17 protein-coding genes are annotated in these 17973 nt (G+C 68.9%); 12 read left to right on the top strand and 5 right to left on the bottom strand.

Annotated elements, in window-relative coordinates:
• Window positions 1-7: 7 nt before the first annotated feature.
• Window positions 8-1090, top strand: coding sequence for an HD-GYP domain-containing protein (locus MLE18_RS09825; protein WP_243438626.1), 1083 nt, complete (start codon window positions 8-10; stop codon window positions 1088-1090).
• Between the two features lie 13 nt (window positions 1091-1103).
• Here the strand turns inward: MLE18_RS09825 and MLE18_RS09820 are convergent, their stop codons facing one another.
• Window positions 1104-1958 carry a sirohydrochlorin cobaltochelatase gene (locus MLE18_RS09820; RefSeq protein WP_243438625.1) on the bottom strand — a complete coding sequence of 285 codons (855 nt, stop codon included), beginning with the start codon at window positions 1956-1958 and terminating at the stop codon, window positions 1104-1106.
• A gap of 196 nt (window positions 1959-2154) precedes the next feature.
• On the opposite strand from MLE18_RS09820, the gene MLE18_RS09815 reads away from it, so the two are divergent.
• Both MLE18_RS09815 and MLE18_RS09810 read left to right on the top strand, forming a co-directional pair.
• Window positions 2155-2457, top strand: coding sequence for a metal-sensitive transcriptional regulator (locus tag MLE18_RS09815; RefSeq protein WP_243438624.1), 303 nt, complete (start codon window positions 2155-2157; stop codon window positions 2455-2457).
• Between the two features lie 34 nt (window positions 2458-2491).
• Window positions 2492-4960 (top strand): heavy metal translocating P-type ATPase, encoded by a 2469-nt coding sequence (locus tag MLE18_RS09810; RefSeq protein ID WP_243438623.1) that lies wholly within the window; start codon window positions 2492-2494, stop codon window positions 4958-4960.
• 100 nt (window positions 4961-5060) lie between these two features.
• On the opposite strand, the gene MLE18_RS09805 is transcribed toward MLE18_RS09810, so the two are convergent.
• Window positions 5061-5426: a cupin domain-containing protein gene (locus MLE18_RS09805; protein WP_243438622.1), complete on the bottom strand. Its 366-nt coding sequence runs from the start codon at window positions 5424-5426 to the stop codon at window positions 5061-5063.
• A gap of 6 nt (window positions 5427-5432) precedes the next feature.
• Window positions 5433-7844 carry a GGDEF domain-containing protein gene (locus MLE18_RS09800; protein WP_243438621.1) on the bottom strand — a complete coding sequence of 804 codons (2412 nt, stop codon included), beginning with the start codon at window positions 7842-7844 and terminating at the stop codon, window positions 5433-5435.
• A 121-nt stretch (window positions 7845-7965) separates the two neighbouring features.
• Between MLE18_RS09800 and MLE18_RS09795 the strand changes: the two genes are divergently transcribed.
• The 9 genes from MLE18_RS09795 to MLE18_RS09755 all read left to right on the top strand — a co-directional run bounded on the left by MLE18_RS09795 (window position 7966) and on the right by MLE18_RS09755 (window position 13833).
• The gene (locus MLE18_RS09795) at window positions 7966-8484 is read left to right on the top strand and encodes a nitroreductase family protein (RefSeq protein WP_243438620.1); all 519 of its coding nucleotides are present in this window, start codon (window positions 7966-7968) and stop codon (window positions 8482-8484) included.
• Between the two features lie 8 nt (window positions 8485-8492).
• A complete protein-coding gene (locus MLE18_RS09790; protein WP_243438619.1) occupies window positions 8493-9119 on the top strand; it encodes an MBL fold metallo-hydrolase in 627 nt (208 codons plus the stop codon).
• Between the two features lie 6 nt (window positions 9120-9125).
• A complete protein-coding gene (locus MLE18_RS09785) occupies window positions 9126-9749 on the top strand; it encodes a flavodoxin family protein (protein ID WP_243438618.1) in 624 nt (207 codons plus the stop codon).
• Entirely contained in the window at window positions 9746-10495 is a 750-nt protein-coding gene (locus MLE18_RS18115) for a ComF family protein (RefSeq protein ID WP_243438617.1), read from the top strand. Before MLE18_RS09785 ends, MLE18_RS18115 begins: the two co-directional genes overlap by 4 nt.
• A gap of 56 nt (window positions 10496-10551) precedes the next feature.
• A complete protein-coding gene (gene rplU / locus MLE18_RS09775) occupies window positions 10552-10863 on the top strand; it encodes a 50S ribosomal protein L21 (protein ID WP_243438616.1) in 312 nt (103 codons plus the stop codon).
• Window positions 10864-10873: 10 nt separating this feature from the next.
• The gene (rpmA, locus tag MLE18_RS09770) at window positions 10874-11143 is read left to right on the top strand and encodes a 50S ribosomal protein L27 (RefSeq protein ID WP_243312136.1); all 270 of its coding nucleotides are present in this window, start codon (window positions 10874-10876) and stop codon (window positions 11141-11143) included.
• A gap of 199 nt (window positions 11144-11342) precedes the next feature.
• A complete protein-coding gene (locus MLE18_RS09765; protein ID WP_243438615.1) occupies window positions 11343-12344 on the top strand; it encodes a flagellar motor protein MotB in 1002 nt (333 codons plus the stop codon).
• 19 nt (window positions 12345-12363) lie between these two features.
• Window positions 12364-13224, top strand: a complete 861-nt coding sequence (motA, locus tag MLE18_RS09760) for a flagellar motor stator protein MotA (RefSeq protein ID WP_243438614.1) — start codon at window positions 12364-12366, stop codon at window positions 13222-13224.
• A 24-nt stretch (window positions 13225-13248) separates the two neighbouring features.
• A complete protein-coding gene (locus MLE18_RS09755; RefSeq protein ID WP_243438613.1) occupies window positions 13249-13833 on the top strand; it encodes a response regulator in 585 nt (194 codons plus the stop codon).
• 5 nt (window positions 13834-13838) lie between these two features.
• Here MLE18_RS09755 and MLE18_RS09750 read toward each other — a convergent pair whose 3' ends face one another.
• Together MLE18_RS09750 and MLE18_RS09745 are read right to left on the bottom strand one after the other, a co-directional pair.
• Window positions 13839-17156 carry a response regulator gene (locus MLE18_RS09750; protein WP_243438612.1) on the bottom strand — a complete coding sequence of 1106 codons (3318 nt, stop codon included), beginning with the start codon at window positions 17154-17156 and terminating at the stop codon, window positions 13839-13841.
• 63 nt (window positions 17157-17219) lie between these two features.
• A complete protein-coding gene (locus tag MLE18_RS09745) occupies window positions 17220-17972 on the bottom strand; it encodes an OmpA/MotB family protein (protein ID WP_243438611.1) in 753 nt (250 codons plus the stop codon).
• Window position 17973 lies beyond the last annotated feature (1 nt).

Raw genomic sequence — 17973 nt, 5'->3', positions numbered from 1 at the left:
GGGCAGGATGAAAATCCTGGTCATCGACGACGATCCGGCGATCCGCACCAGCGTCCGGGATTTCCTGGAGGACTGCGACCGGGATGTGCTTCTGGCCGCCAACGGGCAGGAAGCCCTGGACCTGCTGCAGGCCCGCGACGACGTGTGTGTGGCCCTGGTGGACCTGAACATGCCGGTGATGGACGGCTACACCTTCCTGTCCAAGGCGCGGGAGAGCCGCCCGGGCCTGCCCACGGTGGTGCTCTCCGGCGTGGGGGTGCTCTCCGACGCCATGGACGCCATACGGGCCGGCGCGTGGGATTTCATCTCCAAGCCCATCCTCAATTTCGACGTGCTTCTTCATTCCATCTCCTCGGTGGAGGAGAAGGCCCGGCTGCTGGCCGAGAACAGGGCCTACCAGGAACACCTGGAGGACATGGTCCGCCAGCGCACCATACAGCTCGAGATCGCCAACGAGCGGGTGATCCACTGCCTGGGCAAGGCGGCCGAGTTCCGCGACAACGACACGGGGCATCACGTCATCCGCGTGGGCGAGATCGCCAGGATACTGGCCACGCACATGGGCCTGGACCAGGACTTCAGGCGCCTCATCCGCCTGGCCGCGCCCATGCACGACATCGGCAAGATCTCCATCCCGGACCAGATCCTGCTCAAGCCCGGCCCGCTCTCAGACGAGGAGTGGGAGGTGATGAAGCGACACACCATCCTGGGCTGCGAGATGCTGCACTTCAACCCGGAGGACGCCAAGCCCGGCTGCACCCTGGACCTGCTCAACCTGCTGGAGGGGCAGGACGACCTGATCTCCATGGCCCAGCGCATCGCCCTGTGCCACCACGAGCGCTGGGACGGCCTGGGCTACCCCCACGGGCTCAGGGGCGACGAGATTCCGCTGGAGGCGCGCATCGTCTCCGTGGTGGACGTCTACGACGCCCTGGGAAGCATGCGCCCCTACAAGAAGGCCATCCCCGAGGACGTGTGCAAGGCCAAGATCATAGGCGCGCGCGGGAGGTACTTCGATCCGGCAGTGGTGGACGCGTTCGAGCGCCACTACGACGAGGTGGCCGAGGTCAGGAGGAAATACCAGGACTGAGAAGGGGCGCGGGTCAGGGCTGCGCCGCGCCGTGCAGGCCCCGTGGGCGCCCGCCCGGGCCTCCGCCGGTCAGGGCGCGCAGGCGGCGCACCAGGCGGGTTGCGAAAGGCTCGCGCTCCACGAGCCCGGCCAGATCGGCGCGGCTCTCGATGCCGTGGTCCGCGAGCACGGATTTCCAGGAGCCGGGCTGGTCCCCGGCGAGGTCCTTGTGGGCGTGCCTGCCGGCCACGGTCAAAAGCGGCATCAGCCGCGCCCGGCGCACGCCGGATGCGGCCAGGCCCGCGGCGATGGCCCGGATGTTCAGCGGGTCCTGGGCGTCGGCGGCTTCAAGCACGCCGAGGCGCGCTCCGGGCAGGCTCAGGTGCAGGGCCTGGGCCAGGTGCCGGTAGAGCGACTGGGCGGCGTGGGTGGTGCCGTGGCCCATGAGCACCACCGCCTCGCCCGGGTCGGGCGGTTCCTGGGCGAGGCTCTCGCGCAGGGCCATGGCCACGTCGGGCGCGTCCAGCGGGGAGTCGAGCAGCGGCCCCCCTATGGCCACCTGGGCTCCGCAGCAGCCCGCCAGGTCCTCCAGGCTCCGGCACATGCGCCCGTACTCCTCCCCGGCGATGACATGCAGGGACAGCACCGCGACGTGCAGCGGCCCGAGCCTGGCCTGCCCGTAGAGGCCCGGAAGGATGCCCTCCAGGGGCTGGCCCTTCGAGCCCTGCGCCACGGCGTGGACTCCCGCGCGCCCCGAGGCCGTGTAGGCCAGCAGCACCCCGCACGTGGGGAACTCGCGCCCCACGCGGTCGGCGAAAGCCTCCAGGGCGGCGCGCGCCCCGGGATGCGAGGAGCCGTGGGCGGCCAGTATGCAAAGTGATTGGGGCATGGTCATAGCGGGTGAGTGCCTGTAGCAGACTTCCCCCCCGGAGCCAATGGCCGTTGACGCGCATCCCCCTCACACCCAGAGCATTCCCGGCCATCCCGCACGCGGCTTGCGGATCCTTGCCGGACTGCCCCTTGACAGGATACCCACGGGGGGTATTTTATACCCCATAGGGGTATGCGAAAGGGCAGGAGGACGTATGGATTGCGCATCGGATTGCGGCTGCGACAAGAAAATGTCGGCGCGGGTCAAGCGCATCGCGGGCCAGGTGGCGGGCATCCAGCGCATGCTGGAGGAAAAACGCTACTGCATGGACATCCTGAACCAGATCGCCGCCGTGCGCTCCGCCCTGGACTCCCTGGGCGTGGAGCTGCTCGGCAGGCACCTGGAGGGGTGCGTGCTGGGGCACGGCACCGGCTCAGAGCACGAGGCCGCCCGGCCCATGACGCAGCAGGAGCTGCTGGCGGAAGTCAAAACAGCGTTGTCCCGCTTCTTGAAGTGAGCGGGCGCACAATCAGGATACAAGGCTCACCCAAATGGAAAAGCGAACCCTGCCTGTCACCGGCATGCACTGCGCGGCCTGTTCGGGCCGCATAGAGCGCGTTTTGTCCCAGATGCCGGGCGTGGAATCAGCCGTGGTGAATCTGGCCTCCGAGACTCTGGACGTGCAGTGGGACCCGGCCAGGACCTCCCTGGAGGCCATTGCCGATCGCTTGGCCGGGCTGGGTTTCGGGCTGACCCTGCCCAAGCCAGCCGCCACCATCCGGCTGGCCATCGGCGGCATGCACTGCGCCTCCTGCTCCAGCCGCATCGAGAAGGTGGTGGGCGCCGTGGAGGGCGTGGACTCCATCCGGGTGAACCTGGCCACGGAGACGGGCGAACTGACGCTTTCACCCACCGGGCCGTCCCTGGAGATCGTCACCGCGAAGATCGCGGAACTGGGCTTCAGCGCCACGCCCCTGGCCGCCGAGGACGAGTCCGTCTTCGAGACGCAGCAGAAAGCCCAGGCCGACAGGCTGGAGGCCCAGCGCCGGGCCTTGATCCCCCAGCTCGTGCTGGGCGGGCTCGAACTGCTGGTGGCCATGGGACCCATGGTTGGGCTCGCGCTGCCGGGCTTCCTGGCCCCGGAGCACTCCCCGGCGGCGTATGCGCTCCTGCAGCTGGCGCTCACGGCCCCGCTCCTGTGGCTGGGGCGGCGCTTCTACCTGGACGGGGTGCCCGCCCTGCTGCGCGGCGGACCCACCATGGACTCGCTCATCGCCCTGGGCACGGGCGCGGCCTTCCTGGCCTCGCTGTGGAGCACCCTGGAGATCGTTCTGGGCATCAACCCGCACCATGCCGTGCATGGGCTCTATTACGAGTCCGCCGCGGTGATCGTGGCGCTGATCTCCCTGGGCAAGTATCTCGAGGCCCGCTCACGCTCCAAGACGGCCGAGGCCGTGCGGGCGCTCATGCGCCTTGCCCCGGAGACGGCCACCCGCATCGGGGCGGACGGGGCACAGACCGTCGTGCCCGTGAAGCAGGTGCGCCCTGGGGACACGCTGCTGGTGCGCCCCGGCGAGCGCGTGCCCGTGGACGGCGAGGTGATCGAGGGAGCCTCCGAGGTGGACGAATCCATGCTCACCGGCGAGAGCCTGCCCGTGGCCAAGAAGCCCGGCGACCAGCTGGCGGCGGGGACAATGAACGCCCTGGGCGCGCTGACCATGCGCGCGCTGAAGGTGGGGCGCGACACCATGCTGGCCCGGATCATCGCCCTGGTGCGCGACGCCCAGGGCTCCAAGGCGCCCATCGCCAGCCTGGCGGACACGGTGAGCCTCTATTTCGTGCCCATCGTCATGGCCCTGGCCGTTCTGGCAGGGCTGGCCTGGCTCCTGGCCGGGGAGGGCTGGGCCTTCTCCCTGCGCATCTTCGTGAGCGTGATGGTCATCGCCTGCCCATGCGCCATGGGCCTGGCCACGCCCACCTCCATCATGGTGGGCACCGGCCGGGGCGCGCGCCTGGGCGTGCTCATCAAGAGCGGGCAGGCCCTGCAGGCCGCCAGCGAGGTGGGGGCCGTGGTCATGGACAAGACCGGCACCCTGACCCTGGGCAAGCCCGTGCTCACCGACGTGTTGCCAGCGCCCGGCACCGCCGCCGAGATTCTGCTGGCCCACGCCGCCGCGGTGGAGGCCCTCTCGGCCCACCCGCTGGGGCAGGCCGTGGTCCAGGCGGCGCAGGCGCGCGGCCTGGCGCTGCCCTTCGCATCCGGCGCGCAGGCGACGCCGGGCAGCGGCGTGGGCGGCAACATCGGCGGCAGGCTGGTGCAGGTCGGGCGGCCCGGCTGGCTGGCCGGGCAGGGCGTGGAGATTTCGCCGGACATGCTTGCCGAGGGGGAGCGGCTCTCGGCCGAGGCCAAGACGCCGCTGTTCGTGGTCGAAGGGGGCAGGCTCCTGGGCATTCTGGCCGTGGCCGACGCGATACGCCCGGAGGCCCCTGAGACGGTGCGCCGCCTGCGGGAGATGGGCCTGCGCGTGGTGATGCTCACCGGCGACAACCAGCGCACGGCCGACGCCGTGGCCGCCCAGGCCGGGGTGGAGGAGGTCTCCGCCGAGGTGCCGCCCGAGGGCAAGGCCGCGCGCGTGGCGGAGTTGCAGGCCCAGGGCCTCAAGGTGGCCATGGTGGGCGACGGCATCAACGACGCCCCGGCCCTGGCCAAGGCCGACGTGGGCGTCTCCATGGGCACGGGCATCGACGTGGCCATCGAGACCGGGGACGTGGTGCTCATGCGCGGCGACCTGCGCGGGGTGCTCACGGCCATCGGGTTGTCGCGGGCCACGGTGCGCAACATCCGCCAGAACCTGTTCTGGGCCTTCGCCTACAACGTGCTGGGCATTCCGGTGGCGGCGGGGGTGCTGCACGCCTTCGGTGGGCCAACGCTCTCGCCCATGATCGCGGGCGCGGCCATGGCCATGAGTTCGGTGTCGGTAGTTTCGAACGCGCTCAGGCTGCGCTTCTGGAAGGGGTAGCCGCCTGAGAACGCGGTGCCCGCGCGCCGGACGCGAAGCGGAGAAGGGATTCAAAAGGGAGGAACTCCCTTTTGCCGCCGGAGGCATCTTCTTCTGAATACTACTCCAGCCAGACCGGCGCGTCCTGCGTACGCTCATCCCCGCTCGCGTCCCCGGTGTTCACCGTTCCGGCGGGCTCCACAAGCATGATGTGCACCTCTTCCGGGGCGTGGGGGCAGTGCTCCACGCCGCGCGGGATGGCCAGGGCCTGGCCTTCCTCCAGCCAGACGTCGCCGTCGCGGAAGCGGATGCACAGCCTGCCCTTCAGCACCACGAACATCTCGTCCTCGCGCTCGTGGGCGTGCCAGACGAAATCTCCCTGGATGCGCGCCAGCTTCACGTAGGTGTCGTTGACCTGCGCGGCCACCCGGGGAGACCACAGCGCGTCGATGGACGCGGTAGCGCCCTTCAGATCTATCGCCTTCATGGCCCGCTACCCCCTGGCCAGCGCCTGCTGGGCCTCTTCCTTCTTGCCCTGCTTCTCCAGCGCCCTGGCCAGCTCCTTCCAGAACTGCTTCTGCTCCGGGCGCAGTGCAGCGCTCTGCCTTGCCAGGGCCTCGGCGATGGCCGGGTCCTCCCCGGCGTCGAGGTACAACTTGGCCAGCAGGTTCATGGAGAAGGCGTCCTTGGGGTCGTGCAGCAGGGCCTGGTGCAGGTACTCGCGGCCCTGCTCGGTGCGGCCCAGGGCCAGGGCCACACGTGCCAGGTGGCGCATGGCCAGGCCCTTGCCGCCGGGCAGGGCGTTCACCTTCTCGTAGTATTTCCGGGCGTTGGCCAGCTTGCCGGACTCCTCGGCCATGCGGCCCAGGCGCAGCAGGCTGTACACGTCGCCGGGGTTGAGCTTCAGGCAGCGCTGGAAGCACTTGCGGGCCTGGGCCACCTCGCCCAGGCGGTGGCAGGCGTGGCCCAGGTTGTACAGGGCCATGGCGTTGCGCGGCTCCTTGGCCAGCACGCGCTCGAACTCGGCCTTGGCCTGGGCCATGCGCCCGAGCCTGGCCAGGCAGATGCCCAGGGAGTTGCGGGCCAGGCGGTTCTCCTCGTCGGCCAGCAGTGCCAGCTTGTACTCCTCCACCGCGCCGTAGACGTCGCCCAGGGTGAAGAGCCTGTCCGCGCTGATGGTCAGGGAGATGGAGTCGAACACGGCCAGCTTGTCCCGCCCGGGCAGCAGCAGGGAGTGGTCCAGGGCCTTGCGGCAATTCTCCAGCACGTCGGCCTTGCCGAAATTCAGGAAGGGATAGCCCGCCAGGCCCACGGCCAGTTGAAGGCCCAGGCGCTCCCGGGCGGCCTCCATGAAGGCGGCGAAGCGGGGACGCAGCTCCAGGGGGTCCACTCCGGGCAGGAAGAGGATGAGGCTGCCGGTGGAGAAGCGCCCGCCCTGCAACTGGTGGCCGAAGCACTCGCGGCACAGGGCCGTGACCTCCTGCACGCGGGCCTCGGCCGGGGAGGAGCCGGCCACGGCGCGCTCCTTGCCGGGCTCGGGCAGGCGCACCAGGGCCAGGCTGAACACGTTTTGCGAATCGCGGGCCTGGGCGATGTGGCGGATGAAGTCGCGGTGGCCCAGGAGCCCGCTGACCATGTCGCGCTGGGGCTGGGCCGGGGGCTGGTCCTCGGCGGCGAAGCGCTCCTCGCCCTCCTGGGCCATGAGCAGGCGGTCGCCGGGTTCGATGGGCCAGGAGGCGTCGGTGAGGTGCAGCACCTCCGCGAAGGAGACGTCCTCCTGGGTCTCCATGAGGATGATCTCGCCCTTGACCATGGCCGGGTAGCGCCCGGAGACGCGGGTCTCGCCGGAGCGGGCCAGCTGGTGCGCGCCCTCGAAGCGCGGCGACCAGACCAGGAAGCGCTGGCCCTCCTTGGCGTCCACGGCGCGGCCCAGGCTCACGGCCAGTCGGCCCAGGGGCAGGCGCTCCAGCACCTGGCCGCCTTCGCGCAGCAGCCGGGCGAAGCTGATGACCTGGTTGCGGCCCAGGTCCTTGGCGCAGGCCAGGGTCTTGCGGGCCTTCTGGATCAGGATGCGCGCGGCCTCGCCGGTGGGCGCGCCCAGCTGGCCGCCGTGCAGGTCCTGCGGGTAGAGGGCGAAGCCCGCGCTCACGGTCAGGCGGATGCGCTCGCCGTTGACGGGGTACTCGAAGACCTCCTCGGCCACGGCGGAGCGGAAATTCTCGGCCAGCTCCTGGCAGCGGGCCGGGGTGCCGCCGGGAAGCAGGACGGCGAACACGTCCTCGCCCAGGCGGGCGCAGAGGCTGTCCCCCGGGGCGATGGCGGTGAGCAGCGCGCCCACGGAGGCCAGCAGCTTCTCGCCGAAGAGGTGGCCGAAGCCCTGGTTGACCCAGGTGAAGAAGTCCACGTCGAAGAGCACCAGCCCGAAGCCGCCGCGCGCCTCGCCGGGTCCGGCCTCCAGGCAGCTGGCCGAGCCGGGCAGGATGCAGGCCTGCACCAGCTCGATCTCGCGCTCCAGGGCCTGGGTCAGGTGCTGGCGGTTGACCAGGCCGGTGACGGGGTCCGTGCGGCAGGCCTTGGCCAGGCGGAGGTTCTCCAGGCAGAGCGAGGCCGCCTGGTTGAGCACCGAGAGCGCCCCCTTGGAGGGCTGCGGCTTCACGCCCCTGGCCATGAACATGCCCATCAGCTCGCCCTCGTGCGTGAGCGGCAGCAGGAGCTTCTGCTCCCCGCGCAGGAACTCAGGCTCGGCAGGGCCGGGGCCGGTACCCGGGGGAGGGAAGTACAAACTGTAGGACTTGAAGCCCACGAAGGCCTGGAGGGCGTCCTTGAGGGCGTGTTCGCTGCCGATGAGGTCCTGCCGGGTGAGACGGACGCCCGCGAGGGGCTGAGCGGGGATGTTCTGGCGCATGGGCCACCATATAGGGCAGCCCCGCCGGTGACAAGCGCGGGCAGCGGGAGAGGGCCCCCGAAGGCGGGACGGCTTGCCCGGGGCCGGGGCATGGGCTATATGCTGGGGCGGAGCATACGCCATGGAACACAACCCCGTACTCGAAGCCATCCGCGACCGGCGCAGCATCCGGCGCTACAAGGCCGAAGCCATCCCGAGGGACGTCCTGCTGGCCGTGCTGGAGGCAGGGCGCTGGGCTCCCAGCGGGCTCAACAACCAGCCCTGGCGCTTCCTGGTGGTGCAGGCGGGCGACCCCCGGCAGGAGGCCCTGGCCGCGCACACCAAGTACTCCCACATCGTGCGCCAGGCGGCCGCGCTGTTCTGCGTCTTCCTGGACCGCGAGATCGTCTACAACCGCGCCAAGGATTTGCAGGGCGTCGGGGCCTGCCTGCAGAACATGCTCCTGGCCGCCCACGCCCAGGGCCTGGGCGCGGTCTGGCTGGGCGAGATCATCAACCAGGAGCCCCGCGTCACCCAGGCCCTGGGCCTGGACGAGCAGCGCCTGGAGCTCATGGCCGTGCTGGCCGCGGGCTGGCCGGACCAGAAGGGCTCCTCCGACCGCAAACCACTTGAGGATCTCCTGCTGGAGCCTCTTCCGTAAGGATATTCATGAAAATCGAGACGTTCGCCATCGGCCCCCTGGAAACCAACAGCTACCTGGCCCACGAGGGCTCCCTGGCCGTGGCCGTCGACGTGGGCGGCGACCCCAAGCCCATGCTGGCCAGCCTGGCCCGGAACAAGCTCACGCTCACGCACATCCTGCTCACGCACCTGCATTTCGACCACACCTACGGGGTGAGCGCCCTGCAGGCGGCCACCGGGGCCAAGGTGCTGGCTGGCGCTGGCAGCGACGAGCTCATGCGCACCGAACTGGGGCGCGGCGGGTTCATGGGCCTGCCCCCCGTGCGCGACTACAGCTACGAGACCATCGCAGAGGGGGAGTTCGAGGCCCTGGGGCAGGTCTGCCGGGCGCTGTCGACCCCGGGCCACGCGCCGGGCAGCATCACTTTCCACTTCCCGGCGGCGGGGGTGGCCTTCGTGGGGGACCTGGTCTTCTACCGCTCCGTGGGCCGCACGGACTTCCCCGGCGGCAGCCACGACGTGCTGGTGGACAGCGTGCGCCGGAAGGTCTTCACCATGCCGGGGAGCACGGTGCTCTACCCGGGCCACGGCCCCGAGACCACGGTGGATGACGAGCGCCTGCACAACCCTTATTTCAGCGACTTCGCGCGGTAGGCCGTAATGGCTCCCTCGGCAGAAGCGTTGATCCTGGCCTGCGGCCCCCGGGCCGGGGGCAACAGCGACATGGCCGCCGAACTGCTGGCCCAGGGGCTGGCCGAGGCCGGGGTTCCGGCGCGCCTGCTGCATCTGCGCGACGCGGGGCCGCTGCCCTGCGTGGGTTGCCAGGGCTGCTCCCGCGATGCGGGGTACGCCTGCCCGTTCATGGACCAGGACGGCGCTGAAGAGGTGTTCGAGCGGATCAAAGCGGCCCCGTTGCTGTTTTTCGCCTCGCCCATCTATTTCTATCATCTGCCTGGGCAGTTCAAGGGCTTCATCGACCGCTCCCAGCGCCACTACGAGGCCTGGGCCGCGGGCGACCTGGCCCTGCGCTCCCTGCCGCCGCGCACGGCCCATGCCTGCCTGGTTGCCGGGCGGCCGCGCGGGGAGAAGCTCTTTGACGGGGCGCTGCTCACGCTCAAGTATTTCCTGCGCACCTTCAACGTACGCCTGGGCGAACCGCTGACACTCATGGGCCTGGACGGCCCGGACGACCTGCGCGGCGATTCCGACGCGCGCGGGCAAGTGCTGGAATTCGCCCGCAGGGCCGCTGTCGGCGCTGGCCTGGGCGCTGGCCCGGCCGCGTGAAAGCCCTCGCCGCCCGGGCGCTCGGGGCGGCGCGCGCCCTGGCCGGGTGGCGCTGCCCGTGCTGCCTGGCCGCGCAGGAGCGCGAGGGGCTCTGCGCCCGCTGCGCCGGATTGTTGACGCCCCGCGCCAAAGGATACTGCCCCGGCTGCGGGGAACTGACGCCCGTCGCCGACCAGGAGCCCACCCTCTGCCTGCGCTGCCGGGAGACCCCCCGGCCCTGGGACGCGCTGGGCTTCTACGGGGCCTACGGGGGGGCGTTGCGGGAGTGCCTGCTGCGCTTCAAGTTCGGGGGCAGCCACTCGGGCCAGGCCTTTCTCACGGGGCTCATGCGCCAGGCCTACGAACTGCACCGCCAGCGCCCGGGCGGGATGGACCCGCGCGGGCCGGAGTTGGTCTGCGCGGTGCCCGTGCACTGGCGCAGGCTGGTCTCCAGGGGCTTCAACCAGAGCTTCGAGCTGGCCAAGGGCCTGGGCCGCGCCCTGGGCGCGCCCGTCCCGGCCGACGCCCTGCGCAAGGTCCGGGCCACAGGGCCGCAGAGCAGGCTCGGGGCCAGGGAGCGCGCCGTGAACCTCAAGGGCGCTTTCGAGGCGGACCCGGCGCTGGTTTCGGGCAGGCGCGCGCTGCTTGTGGACGATGTTATGACCACCGGCTCCACCCTGGAAGCGGCGTCCAAAGCCTTGCGCGGCGCGGGCTGCGCCAGAGTGGAAGTACTGGTTCTGGCGAGGGATGAAAAAATCGGGGGTTGACATTTCGGGGCTGTCTCCGTAAGTACGGCTTCCCCGTTTGCGGAGGTCTATCTACCATGTACGCTATTGTTGAGACTGGCGGTAAGCAATACCGCGTCGTTGAGGGCGCCAAGATCACCGTTGAGAAGCTCACGGCTGATGCCGGCTCCCAGGTGGCCCTGGAAAAGGTGCTGCTGGTTGGCGAGGAAGGCGGCCTGAAGGTCGGCGCTCCCTATGTGGAAGGCGCCAAGGTCACCTGCGAGGTTGTCGAGCATCTGCGCGGCCCCAAGGTGATCGTGTTCCATAAGTGGCGTCGCAACGACTCCCACAAGAAGACCGGTCATCGTCAGGATCTCACGACCCTGAAGATCACCTCGATCCAGGCCTAGGAGGAACACCATGGCTCATAAAAAAGCAGGCGGCAGTTCCCGCAACGGCCGCGACAGCGCCGGTCAACGCCGCGGCGTCAAGCGCTACGGCGGCCAGGTCGTCAAGGCCGGCAACATCCTGGTGCGCCAGTTGGGCACCAAGTTCCACCCCGGCACCAACGTCGGCCTGGGCAAGGATTTCACCCTGTTCGCCCTGGTGGACGGTGTGGTCAGCTACGAAAAGTACATCCGCAACCGCAAGGTCAAGACGCGGGTGTGCGTGGTTCCGGCCGCGGCCTAGCCAGGACGATCCCGCTCCCTGCGCGGGGCGGAGACAGATTGTTCACAGAACAGGCGACCCATCGGGTCGCCTTTCTGCGTTGTCCCGCTTCCATGCCGATGGCCTCCCTGGCCGACTGTTGAATGCCGGGGGCCGATCAGGTACGCTCTGAGCGTGCTGGCCCTGAATTTGCATTGAATTCCCCCCGGAAGGGAGAGCCATGGCGGACAAGGAACACAAGAAAATCATCATCAAGAAGGTGAAGAAGGGCGGGCACGGCGGCCACCATGGTGGCAGCTGGAAGGTGGCCTATGCCGACTTCGTCACCGCCATGATGGCCTTCTTCCTGGTCATGTGGCTGGTCAACTCCCTGCCGCAGGAGAAGCGCGAGCAGGTGGCGCAGTATTTCCAGTCCTTCAGCCTGTTCGACAACGGCGCTCAGCCCGGGCTGGTCCCCGCCACGGACCTCTCCCAGATCCAGCGGGAGAACAACCCCCCGGCAATCGTCCAGCCCATCAGCGAGAGCCCCGCCGGGGCCGCCAAGGAGAAGTCCGAGGCCGAGAAGATGGCCGAGGCGCTCAAGGACGCCGTGGAGACCAAGACGCCGGACCTCAAGCAGCAGGTCACGGTGAAGACAGAGGCCGACAAGGTGATCTTCGAGCTGGCGGAGGACGCCAAGGGCAAGCCCCTGTTCGCCCTGGGCAAGGCCGACCTGACCCCGGACGCCAAGCGCGTTTTGGAGGCCGTGGCCCCCAAGATGGCCCAGGCCGGAAAGGGCGCGCTGACCATCGAGGGCCACACCGACGCCTACACCTACGCGGGCGAACGCTTCACCAACTGGGAGCTCTCCACCGAGCGGGCCTCGGGCGCGCGGCGCGTGCTGGAGAAGGCGGGGGTGTCGGGCGAGGCCGTGGGCATGGTGGCGGGATTCGCGGCCACGCGGCCCATGGTCCCGGCCAACGTGTACGACCCTAAGAACCGCCGCATCCGCCTGGTGCTGGAAGTGCCCAACGCCAAAAAGAGCCCCGAGTCCGGTGCTCAGGGCCAGGGCGCGGGCGGCCAGCCGGCGGACGCCAAGGCCAAGAAGGGCCCCGGCAACATGTTCGTGGAGCCCGAAGCTCCACCGCCGCCCCCGGAATCGCCCATCCCCCAGGATAAAAGGGAAATTCTGGACCGGCAGATCGAAAGGCTATACGACGAGCAAATCAAGGGCAAACCCTGAACGAGGATACTGAAGCGTCATGTTCGCCATCATCGGCATAGTCATGGTCCTTGGCTCGGTCATCCTGGGCTACACGCTGGAGAAGGGCAATTTCGGCGTGCTCTGGCAGCCCGCCGAACTGGTGATCATCTTCGGCGCGGCCTTCGGCTCCATGGTCCTGGGCTCGCCCAAGGAAGTGGTCATCGGGGCGCTCAAGGGCATCGGCGGGGCTTTCAGCTCCTCCAAGTGCAGCAAGGCCTTCTTCCTGGACATGCTCATCATGCTCTCCATGCTGTTCATGAAGATCCGGCGCGAAGGCCTGGTGGCCATCGAGAAGGACATCGAAGGCCCGGAATCCAGCCAGATATTCAGCGGCTTCCTCAAGAACAAGTCCAACAAGTTCATCGTGGATTTCGTCTGCGACACCATGCGCGTGTTCTCCACCGTGAACATCGAGCAGCACGAGTTCGAGAACATCATGGAGGCCGACATCGAGGCCTACGGCCACGAGGCCGTGGCCCCCGCCGGCGCGGTGAACAAGATGGCCGACGCCCTGCCGGGCCTTGGCATCGTGGCCGCGGTTCTCGGCGTCGTCATCACCATGGGCTTCATCAGCGAGCCCCCCGAGGTCATCGGCCACCACATCGGCGCGGCCCTCGTGGGCACCTTCCTGGGCGTTTTGATGTGCTACGGCATCATCGGCCCCATCGCCGCCAACATGGAATGCAAGGCCAAGGACGGGGAGCACTGCCTGATCGTGGTCAAGTGCGCCCTTGGGGCCTTCGTGGGCGGCAACCCCCCGCCGGTGGCCCTGGAGGCCGGACGGCGCGCCATACCCAATCACCACCGCCCCAGCTTCGCCGAGCTGGAGGAGGCCGTGAAGGCCTCCAAGGGCAAGTAACCGGCCGCGACATACCGAGGGATCATGTCCGGGGAAATACGGGTTCTGCTGGCCGAGGACGTGCCCATCCTTCGGGCTGCCGTGGCCTCCATGCTCTCGGCCTGCCCTCGGGTCCGGCTTTCGGGCGAGGCCGGGGACGGGGCCGAGGCGGTGCGCCTGGCCGGGGAGCTCGGGCCGGACGTGGTGCTCATGGACCTCTCCATGCCCGTGCTGGACGGGCCCGAGGCCATCGCCCGGATCAAGCGGGCCGCGCCCGGCACGGCCGTCCTGGCGCTCACCGCCCATGACGATCCGGCTCTCATCGTGCGGACCTACATTGCGGGTGCGGACGGATACCTCCTCAAGGACATCACCTCAGACGAGCTCTGCCAGGCTCTGGCGCGCGCGGCGGCTGGGCAGCCCACACTCGGGCGCTCCGGCGCGGCGGCGCTGCTGGGCGCCCTTGAAGGCGGGGCGCGGGGGCTGAACGAGCCTCAGCGCGACCTGCTGGAGTTCATGGCCCAGGGCATGACCGAGGCCGAGGCCGGGTCGCTCCTGGGCCTGGGCCAGGCGGGCACGGCGGAGCTGATAAGCGGGGTGCTGCGGGTGTTGCGCGAGCTGCGCGGCTAAGGGCCTCAACGTCCGTCGCGGCCCTGGGCTTCGAGCTTGACCAGGATGTCGTGCAGTTCCAGTACGGCCACCAGGGCCTCGTCCGGGTTCAATTCCTGGGCGGCGCGTTCAAGGCGTGCGCCAATCTCGTTGACCTCCCCCACGTCGAAGGCCATGGACGTCCCCTTGATGTCGTGCCCGGTGCGGGCCACGCCGTCGAAATCGCCAACGGCGAGCAGCCTTCGGGCGGTCTCCGTGCGATCCCTCAGAAAAACCAGGAGATCCTTCATCAAGGGGGGTAAGCGTATGGCTCCGGGTTGGGCTGGTTGCTTCGATCCTCCTCCGTCGGCCTTGCGGCTGTGGCGCTCCACCAGTTCCTGCAGGACCCCCAGCGGCACGGGTTTGGCCAGGTAGTCGGTCATGCCCGCCTCGATGAAGCGTTCCCTGTCGCCCCGCATGGCGTAGGCCGTCAGGGCGATCACCGGCATCAGCGCCACATCCTCGCCGCATTCCCCTGCGCGGATGCGGCGCACCGCCTCCAGGCCGTCCATCCGCGGCATCTGCACGTCCATGAACACCAGGTCGAATCTCTCCTTGCGCAGCGCCTCCAGGGCGGCCACCCCGTCCTCGGCGGCGGCCACGCGGTGCCCCAGGGAGGCCAGGAATTCCTGGAACACGTGCAGGTTCATGGGGTTGTCCTCCACCACCAGGATGCTCAGGCTGCACTGCCCCGGTCCCGTTTCCGCGACCGTGGGGGACTGGTCCTCCTCGCCTTGCGCCGCAAGGCCGAAGCGGGCCGTGAAACAGAAGGTGCTGCCCGCGCCCGGCGTGCTCTGCGCCCATATCCTGCCGCCCATCAGGGCGGTGAGCTCCCTGCAGATGGCCAGCCCGAGCCCCGCGCCCTGGAACCGCTTGGACAGGGTGGAGTCCACCTGCCTGAAGCTGTCGAAGACGCTCTCCAGCTGATTGGGAGGGATGCCGATGCCTGTGTCCTCAACGCAGATCTGCAACTCCACATAGGTGTCGGTGGTGCGCAGCACGTTTGCCTTGAGGGCGATGTGCCCCTCGGCGGTGAATTTCAGGGCGTTGCCAAGCAGGTTGGAGACCACCTGCCCCAGGCGCACGTGGTCGCCCACGAGCTTGGCCGGGATGTCGGGCCCCAGGCTCACGTCGAGGGCCAGGCCTTTGTCCCGGCAGAGGCCGCGGAAAGTCTCCAGCACCCCCTCCAGGGTTTCGCAGGGGTTGAAGGGGACGCTCTCCAGGGTGAGTTTGCCCGCCTCCACGCGGGAGAGGTCCAGCACGTCGCCGATGATGGCCAGAAGGGTCTTGGCGCTCTCGGCGATCATGCGCAGGTGGCGTGAGGTCTTGGCCGCATCCGTCTGGCGTTGCGAGAGGTCGGCCAGACCCAGGATTGCGCTGATCGGCGTGCGGATCTCGTGGCTCATGTTGGCCAGGAAGTCGCTTTTGGCCCTGCTGGATGCCTGGGCCTGCTGGTGGGCGGCGAGCAGGCGGCGCTCGTCCACCTTGCGCTGGGTGATGTCCATCACGGAGATGATCACGTGGCGGAAGTCGCGCTCGAAGCCGGGCATGGCGCGGGCGTCCGCCACGACGTGGCGCTCCTCCCCGAGAAGGTTGGTGAAGGATGTCTCAAGGCTGAAGCCGCCAGCGCCCGAGCGCAAGCCGGAGAACATGGCCGCGAAAAACTCCCCGCCGCCGGGCATGTTGATGGTGTGAAGGCTCTGCAGCAGCTCATAGCGGTTATGGGCGCCAAGGAGTTCCAGGGCCGCCGGGTTCGCGTCCAGCACGCGGGTCATGCGGACGCATTCGGCCGAGAGGTCGGGGTTTGACTCCATGAGCCTGGAGTAGTCTTCCAGGGCTGCCATCTCGGGGGTGCGGGAGAGCTCGGCCAGGGCGGAGAAGTCGCAGTCCAGGAAGGCGATGGGCGAGCTCATGAACAGGCTTCGGTAACGCAGCTCGCTGCCGCGAAGCTTGGAGTTGGCGGCTTCCAACGCTGCGGTTCGCAGTTGGACGCGCTCCTCCAGCTCGCGGTTGAGCTCCAGCAGCTCCGCCCGGGAGGAGGCCAGCTGCCGCGCGGCGTCGTCCTGGGCGGCCCAGGCCGCGTGCAGCTCCGAGAGCCCCTTGTCCAGTGCTTCAACCGTGCGGGCCCAGGTCCGGGCCAGGTCGCCCACCTCGCCGGGGTGCTGGAGGGCCAGATCCTCAAGGGCGAGCCGGGTGGGTTCAAGGCCGCCCGGGCGCGGCCTGAAGGAGTCCACGCATCCGGCCAGGTCGTTGATGGGCTTGGCTATCCAGCGGGCCGCGCCCCAGGCCATGAGCATGCCGGTCAGAAAAACGCCGACGATGGCCAGGATCTGGTCGCGGGCCAGGGCCATGGCCGTGTCGGTGAGTTCGCCGTTGTCCATGACGAGCCCAAGTCGCCATCCGAGACTGTGGAGTTGGACCGTGAAGGCCGCGTATTCCAGCCCGTGGTCGCTCCAGTGCAGGTGGGTGGGGTTGTCCGGCCCGGAGCTGACGGTGCTGATATCATGCATGACGGACGTCATGGCCTCGCGCAGGGGTTTGGGCGGAGCCAGCAGGAAGGAACCATCCTGGTCGAGCAGGAAAATGCGCCCGGTGCGGCCTTGCTGCACCAGGGAGAGCGTGGCCACGGTCTCGTGGATCATGGAATTGCGGTAGTCCTGGAAGCGCTCCTCCAACTGGCCGTAGGGGATGCTCACGCCCACGTGCCAGCCCCAGGGCTCGAACACCTCCGCGCAGGCCAGGTGTTTGTCAGTGCGCGCCTGTTCGGCGGTGGGCCACCAGATCAGCAGCGAACCTGCCCCGTCACGTTCGAACAACGCCGTCCGGTAGGGCTTCTGATCGGTGTCGCTGCCGCCCATGATGCCTGCCCAGTCCTTCCCGGCGAGGGACGCGTCGGTGTGGGCGAGGCCCTTGCCGTCGCGGTCGGAAATGAAGATGTTCACGCCGGAGACGGCGCTGGCCTTGGCCGCCTGGGCCAGGGCCGCGTCGATCGCGTTCTGGGGGCTGATGATGCCGGCGCGCAGCTCCTCGTTCTCCTGCTGCAAGCTGGACATCATGAGGCTCAGGTGGCGGCTGAGGGCATGGCGCTGGTCCTGGAGGGTGTCGCGGATGCGTTCCTTCACGTCGGCGTCGCGCTCCGCGATGAACAGCGATGAGACCTTGAGCCTCACGGCGGCGCTCTGCTCCTGGTCCTCAACGAGCCTTGTCTTGAGGGAGTAGCCGGTCACAGCCATGGCCACGGCCAAGGTGAATGTCGTCAGCGCCGTGACAAGAAGGAACACCTTGCCGTGAAGCGAGACCCTCATGCGAGGCCCTCCAGGGATTTCATCCCGTCGCCAGGCCCATGAACAGGGCTTCCAGGGTCGGCATCAGTTCACCACCATGGTGTTCATCACCCCAGGCCGGTGGAAATAGAACTCCACCCTGCGGTTGAGGGCGTTGCTGTCCGGGTCGAAGGCGGGCACCAGGGGCAGAGTGTCCCCGTAGGAGACGGCGCGCACCCGGTTGGGGCTTATGGCCGAGTCCTTGAGGATGGCGCGCACCACGGCCCCGGCCCGGGCGCCGGAGAGCTCCCAGTTGGAGGGGAAGGGGCCGGATTTGTACTCGTCGGGCGTGGCGTGGCCGCGCACCATGAGGTTGAGGTTGAAGGAGCGCAGCACGTCCTGGACTTCCTTGACGATCTTGGCGGCCTCCGGGGTGATCTCGGCGGAGCCAGGCCGGAAGAGGCTGTCGTTGTTCACGCGCAGGAGCACGCCCTGGTCGTCGCTGCTCACGCCGGAGCTGCGCTTGAGGTAGGGATCCTCGGTGATGATCTTCTTGAAGCGCATGGCGATGGTGTAACGGGCTGCCTGCTCTTCGGTGAGGGCCTGGGGTTTGGCCGTTGTGGATCCCATCACCGGGGAGTTGGGGTCCTGCATGGAGACGGCGGGGCTGGTCTCGGACTTGAAATAGGTCTCCAGCGCCTTCTGCACGTCCTTGGGCACCATGTTCATGATCCACATGAGCAGGAAGAAGGCCATCATGGCCGTCACGAAGTCGGCGTAGGCCACTTTCCAACTGCCGCCGTGGTGCGCCTGGTGGCGGCGGGACGGCCTGGGTGAGCGCGATGAACCCTTTGACATG

The organism is Fundidesulfovibrio soli (genome assembly GCF_022808695.1).
Taxonomy (GTDB): Bacteria; Desulfobacterota; Desulfovibrionia; order Desulfovibrionales; family Desulfovibrionaceae; genus Fundidesulfovibrio; species Fundidesulfovibrio soli.
This window is presented reverse-complemented; position numbering and strand designations above follow the sequence as displayed.